Consider the following 6,232-nt stretch of genomic DNA (forward strand, 5'->3'; position numbering starts at 1 on the left):
ATGAAGGTAATTCGTCGTACTGCTTTACACCTGATGACACTGACCGCCATCGCCTATGCCGGTAGCACACTGGCGGCGGGGGACGCAGGCCATGGCCGCGAGCTGTTTACCGCTCAGTGCAGTGCCTACCACACCACCAATGGTTCGCCACTGGTAGGGCCGAGCCTGCTGGGCGTGGTGGGGCGTCATGCCGGTTCGCTGGCGGGCATCAACTACACTCAGGCGCTGAAAAGCTATGACGTGGTGTGGGATGCCGCATCGCTGGATACCTTTCTGACATCGCCTTTTGCGGCGGTGCCGGGGACGACCATGCCGTTCAGTATTCCTTCTGCGTCTGACCGTGCCGATGTGATTGCTTATCTGCAGACCCTGAGTACCGGTCAGTAGCGCTGGAGCCCGTGCACGATCTCCCCTTCGTGGTGTGATCGTGCACGTCAGGGCCTGGCAACAGGAGTATGGCCACGTGATCATCAATCAGTTCGATAATCAGGAAGATGTCTGGCCCCGGCTGTTACGCTGGGCCCGGCGCGGCTACCGTACCGCGCTGGTATCCTTGATCCATATCGAAGGTTCGTCACCACGGGCACTGGGGGCGCAGATGGCCGTTACAGACTCCGGTGAGTTTGTTGGTTATCTGTCCGGTGGCTGTGTGGAGAAAAGCGTGGCGCTGGAGGCGGTCGAGTGCCTGCAGCAACGGCACAACCGCAGCAGTCGTTACGGCAAGGATTCTCCCTACGTGGATATTGAGCTGCCTTGCGGCTGCGGGCTGGATATCTACTACGACCAGAGCCTTAGTCTGGCGCTGATCGAGCAGGTCATGCAGCTCAAGCAGCAGCGCGTACCGTTCTGGCATGTGACGGATTTGCCCAGCGGGCAGAGCCGTATTGTGGAAATGCAGCCTGGCCAACCGGCAAGCACCCAGCGTCGCGGTGACGAATTCTGGCGTGCCCATCTGCCTGCGCCACAGATGATTGTTATCGGTGCAGGCCCGGCGGTGGCGGCTATTGGTCATATTGCGGCGGCGATGGAGCTTGAGACCCAGAGCTACACCAACAACCAGACAACGCTGCGTGAAGTGGCGTCAGTCGGTATCAGTGCCAACCATCATTTCGCGACAGCGGCGAGACTGGACTTGTCGGGGATTGATCCCTGGAGTGCAGTGGTGCTGTGTTTCCATGACCACGATATTGAGGCCGACATTCTCCATCGGCTGCTCGGTACGCCAGCGTTTTATATCGGTGCGATGGGTAGCCCCAGAGCGCATCAGCTGCGTTTGCAGTATCTGCAGGAACAGGGTGTGGCTGAGGCACAGATCGCCCGGGTGAAAGGCCCGATCGGGCTGATCAGGGGGGCGAAGAGCCGTCTGCCACTGGCGTTGGGAATTGTCGCAGAGGTGGTAGCCGAAGCACGAACACTGGGTTTGATCGTCTGATCAGGCTATGTTGCAACAACGTGTGAAAGCGTTGTCAGACGTTGCGGATGTGCAGCTACAAAGAGGCCGTCAGAATGAAACATGTTTTGCTTACCTATGATTATGTCGACGAGTATCTCGAACAGCGTGGCCAGTATCGTCAGGCCCATCTGGCGCACTGCGAGCCTTTTCTGGCGTCCGGGCAACTGGTGCTGGGCGGTGCCACCACCGAGGGTCCGATGCAGGGCGTGATTGTGTTCAAAGTCACCGATGTCGCTGAGGTGGAAGCCTTCGCCGGAGCTGATCCCTATGTTATCAACGGACTGGTGCGGCAGTGGCAGGCAAGAGAGTGGTTCACGGTCGTGGGCGAACAGGCATTACACCCGATCCCGCCGGGCTGAACTCCGGCAATGACAGGAACTCAGGCAGCACACAGGCTGCCTGAATCGTTTTTAGTTAGTACAAGGCGATCAGGTGTTCGTACCGCTGCTGGCATTATCCACGCTCTGTGCTGGCAGTACGTTGAGTGTCAGATGGGATGGATAGCGTGCAGACAGGTGCACCCTGTTGTTGGCAGTGCGTTTGAATCGGGCTTGCCCTTCGGGTTCGCCGCTATTGGGGTTGACGTCGTATTTGGGGAAGTTGCTGCCGGCACATACCATGAAAGCCGACCTGCAGGCTCGTTCACATAAGGCGTGATCTTTTATCGTTAACTAACCAGTTGAATTCGTTACATTTTTAAACATCAAAATGCATCTGTGTTCCGCACTGCTGGCCTACAATGCGGGCGTGGTTATTGGTAGTCCCACGTATCGGTGTGTGCTTTTATGTTGTCGCTCCGTCGTATCCTGTTATGCGCTACTGCATTACTTGTTTCGTTTTCTGTTCACTCTGCTCCCCGGGAATATGGCACGGTGCGAGTCAGTGAAGTCACTTCCATCTATGATGCTGATACCTTCACGGTGAATATTCAGAACTGGCCCGGGATTGTCGGTGAGCGGGTGCCGGTCAGGGTGTACGGCATCGATGCGCCCGAAATCAAAGGCCAGTGCCCGCGGGAAAAGAATCTGGCACAGCAGGCCAAGCAGGTCACTGTGGCAGCTCTGCGCCGCGCGCGGGTGATCGAGCTGCGTCATCTGCAGCGTGACAAGTACTTCCGCATACTTGCAGATGTTTATATTGACAACGTCAAACTGGCGGACCTGCTGATCAATAAGCGTCTTGCCTATCCCTATTTCGGTGAAACCAAACAGAAGTGGTGCTGAGGGCAGGCACTGCGCAGCGCCTGCCGACTCTGCTAGTCATGTGTTGAAGCGATAGTCGGCAAGACCGGTCTCTGCGGTGGCAACGGTCTGCAGCAAAGCAGGGACTTTGACCAGATGATGGGCAGTATAGAACTGCGCCAGCGCCACTATATTCTGCTGATAGGTGGTTTCGTATTCGGCCAGCTGCAGTGAGCTGGCCAGTTCCGCCAGTTGCCAGCCCGTGAGCAGATAGCCCAGGGCATCCAGAAGCGGGACGGCACCTGCGTAGCAACGCAGTTGTACTGCATTCTCATCGGTGAGTAATTCATCAATAACCTGTTGCAGCTGTTCGCTGCAGGCCATTAGCTGTTGAGCCGGAAATCGCAAGGCAGTGGAAGAAAGGAGGCGATCTGCACAGGCGTTGACCTCATCCAGCAATTGACGGAGTGCCATGCCACGATCACTGAGGATTTTCCGGAACAGCAGGTCTTTGGCCTGAATGCCGGTGGTACCTTCATAGATAGTGGTAACGCGACTGTCGCGCATGAGTTGTGCGACACCGGTTTCTTCAATAAAGCCCATACCGCCAAAGATCTGAATGGCCGTGCTACTCATTTCGTGGCCTTGCTCGGTGGCGAAGGCTTTAAAAATGGGGGTCAGTAACGCCACATTTGCGAGCAGGGTATGCTGCTCGTTCTGGTCGGTGCAGTGATTGGCCAGATCAATGCGAGCAGAGATCAGATAGGCGAGGGAGCGCAGGCCGAGTACCCGCGATCGCATCGACAGCAGCATACGAGCTACATCGGGATGCTCAATCAAGGCGACGCGGCGCTTGTTGTCCTGCCAGTGATTTCCCTGCATACGCTCACTGGCGTAGCTCAAAGCGCGCTGATAGGCCATTTCACCTGTTGCGACCCCTTGGAGGCCGGTACTCAACCGCGCTTCATTCATCAGGATGAACATCAATGACAATCCCTGACCTTCGTTGCCAATCAGCTCTCCGATACAGTTATCCTGATCGCCATAGCTGATGGAGCAGGTAGGGCTGCCGTGCAGACCGAGCTTGTGTTCTATCGACATACAGCGAAGATCATTTTCATCACCCAGGGTGCCATCGGGTTTGATCCGATATTTGGGAACGATGTACAGCGACATGCCACGGGAACCGGGGGCAGCATCGGGAGTACGTGCCAGTACCAGATGAAGAATGTTTTCCGTCAGGTCATGCTCACCGTAGGTAATGAACAGCTTCTGACCTTTAATCCGGTACAGTCCATCACCCAGTGGAAAGGCTTTGGTTGTTGTGGGTGCCAGGTCTGAGCCTGCGTTCGGTTCGGTCAGCGCCATGGCTAAAGACCACTGACCCGAGGCCAGTGCGGGAAGATAGCGCGCCTGCTGTGCTGCATTCGCGGCATGCAGCAGAATCTCGCAGCCGCCTTGTGACAGTGCATGGAACATGACGAAGGCCATGTTGGCAGACAGCCACATTTCATTTACCGCCATGGCTAGCAGTTTGGGCAAACCTTGCCCTCCGATACGTTCTGGTAGGGCCAGACTCAACCATCCCCCTTCGCAGAACTGTTGATAGGCCGCGTGCCAGCCACGGGGAGTCGTCACTTTTCCATCCTGCCAGTGACAGCCTTCCCTATCTCCGCTTTGATTCAGCGCTGCCAGTTCACCTGTGGCAAATTTACCGGCCTCCTCCAGTACCGCTTTAATCAGTTCAGGATCCAGATCTGCAAGGTCGGGACGATTGCACCAGCCCGTGTGATGACGGCTGTGGTTGAGAAGAAACTCTATATCGAGGAGGGGGCGGAGTAGGTGTTCATGCTCGCTGTCCTATATGTTTATTTTTATATTGTTTATATAAATAACATTTTATAAATAAACATATGTATAAAGACAAGCGCTAAAGAGGGTGGATGGATATACAGTCTGGCTATATGTACACTGTGTGGCGATCCCGACTAAGGGATCAGAATTTTGTCGCCACTGAGAAGTACCATGACGACCCAATCCTCACCTTCATCATTTACTCCACCAGCTCATCAGTCGCCACATGCCGAAATGGATACAGACTTTACTGTTGACTCACCTTCGATGGGTGAACTGCCGCCGGTATTACCTTTGTTTGATACGGTGCAGCTGCTGGAGGATGGCAACCCGCATATCAACCAACATCTGACCAGGTTGTCTCTTACCAGCCAGCAGGATGCTACTCTGGTTTATGAATATGCGGTGGACTGGCTACTGGAGCAGCGACATAGTGAGAACAACTACAAGGCGTATCGCAGTGAGCTGACCACCTTTTTGCACTGGTGCTTTGATGTTGAGCAGATAGCTGTAAGTGACATTACCCGGCGCATTCTTGGGCGCTATCTGGACTATTGTGAGAACCCGCCAGTGGCATTGATTGCCTATCGTAATGTGGCTCAGTTCATTGCTATCAAGGAAACAGGCGAGCGTGTACCGAATCCCTTATGGCGACCCTTTCTCGGTAAAAAGCAGGATGGCAGGGAGTTACCTTATCGAATCAGCGAGAAGGCGTTGCGGACCAAGCTGGCGATTCTGTCGGCGTTTTTCATTTACCTCATTAATGAAGAGTATTCGGAGCGTAATCCTGCCGCTATTTTGCTGAAGCTGGGTCGATTCCGCGACGCCGCGCAAAATAGTGTGGCGGGTGAGGATAACGAAGACCTGAAAGCATTTACGGAGCTGCAGTGGTCCTACATTATGGGTACTGCCGAAAAAATGGCGCTGGAAGACCCCGAGTTTCACGAACGTACGTTGTTTCTCGTCAGTCTGATGTACAGCTGCTATCTGAGAATTTCAGAGGTGGCGGCACGACCGGGGTTTTCTCCTTCTATGGGGCAGTTCCGGCGTGACCAGAAAACCGGTGTATGGGGTTTTTATATTCCGCGTAGTAAAGGAGGAAAGCGGCGTACCGTCGCTGTGTCTGACTCGTTGTTGAATGCTCTGCGGCGCTATCGGGCGTGGCTAGGTTTATCAGCTTTACCCATGGTGGGTGATGACACGCCTTTATTCGTCCGGCATCGCGTCGCTCAGCGGGGAAGAGACAGCGGCATGCTGAATGCGAATCTGGGCATTCGGCAACTGAGGGAGGTTATCAATGAGCTTTTTGTGCGAACTGCATCTGCAATGGAAGAGGATGGCTTCACACATGATGGAGCAGAGGTGCGACAGATGACACCCCATAGCTTGCGTCATACCGGTATCTCCCATGACATCAATCTGAATCAGCGACCGTTGTCTCACGTTCAGGCCGATGCCGGTCATGACAGCATCGACACGACCTCCCAATATCTGCATACCTCACGGGTAGAGCGTCATCAGAGTGCACGTAACAAGCCCATGGACCGGTTACGCTAAGGAACGGGAAGGTATTCGGAACATCAACAGAAAGAAAATTGTTGACTCCAAAGTTAATGAGCCTATAATGCGCCCCCACAACGACGACACAGTAAACGCTGCGAAGAAGTTGAAAGCTCTTTAAAAATCAATCGGATAATTCGTGTGGGCACTTGTTCCTGACTCAACAAAATAGTCAGAGAACGAT

The 6,232-nt window shown here is 54.4% G+C and carries 7 protein-coding genes; 5 read left to right on the plus strand and 2 right to left on the minus strand.

Annotated features, from left to right (window positions below):
* The 3 genes from WH50_RS03690 (at position 1) to WH50_RS03700 (ending at position 1,812) form a co-directional block, all read left to right on the plus strand.
* Positions 1-387, plus strand: a complete 387-nt coding sequence (locus tag WH50_RS03690; RefSeq protein ID WP_207780166.1) for a c-type cytochrome — start codon at positions 1-3, stop codon at positions 385-387.
* 76 nt (positions 388-463) lie between these two features.
* Entirely contained in the window at positions 464-1,432 is a 969-nt protein-coding gene (locus WH50_RS03695; protein WP_165838295.1) for an XdhC family protein, read from the plus strand.
* Positions 1,433-1,506: 74 nt separating this feature from the next.
* A complete protein-coding gene (locus WH50_RS03700; protein WP_110186101.1) occupies positions 1,507-1,812 on the plus strand; it encodes a YciI-like protein in 306 nt (101 codons plus the stop codon).
* 69 nt (positions 1,813-1,881) lie between these two features.
* On the opposite strand, the gene WH50_RS03705 is transcribed toward WH50_RS03700, so the two are convergent.
* Positions 1,882-2,073 carry a hypothetical protein gene (locus tag WH50_RS03705; protein WP_110186091.1) on the minus strand — a complete coding sequence of 64 codons (192 nt, stop codon included), beginning with the start codon at positions 2,071-2,073 and terminating at the stop codon, positions 1,882-1,884.
* A 165-nt stretch (positions 2,074-2,238) separates the two neighbouring features.
* Between WH50_RS03705 and WH50_RS03710 the strand changes: the two genes are divergently transcribed.
* Complete coding sequence (locus tag WH50_RS03710; RefSeq protein WP_110186092.1) at positions 2,239-2,676, plus strand: thermonuclease family protein; 438 nt, start codon at positions 2,239-2,241, stop codon at positions 2,674-2,676.
* Between the two features lie 36 nt (positions 2,677-2,712).
* Here WH50_RS03710 and WH50_RS03715 read toward each other — a convergent pair whose 3' ends face one another.
* A complete protein-coding gene (locus WH50_RS03715) occupies positions 2,713-4,455 on the minus strand; it encodes an acyl-CoA dehydrogenase family protein (protein ID WP_341476821.1) in 1,743 nt (580 codons plus the stop codon).
* A 204-nt stretch (positions 4,456-4,659) separates the two neighbouring features.
* Here WH50_RS03715 and WH50_RS03725 point away from each other — a divergent pair, with 204 nt between their 5' ends.
* Positions 4,660-6,045: a tyrosine-type recombinase/integrase gene (locus WH50_RS03725; protein WP_243409984.1), complete on the plus strand. Its 1,386-nt coding sequence runs from the start codon at positions 4,660-4,662 to the stop codon at positions 6,043-6,045.
* The last annotated feature ends 187 nt before the right edge of the window (positions 6,046-6,232 follow it).

Source organism: Pokkaliibacter plantistimulans (genome assembly GCF_003194385.1).
GTDB classification, from domain to species: Bacteria; Pseudomonadota; Gammaproteobacteria; order Pseudomonadales; family Balneatricaceae; genus Pokkaliibacter; species Pokkaliibacter plantistimulans.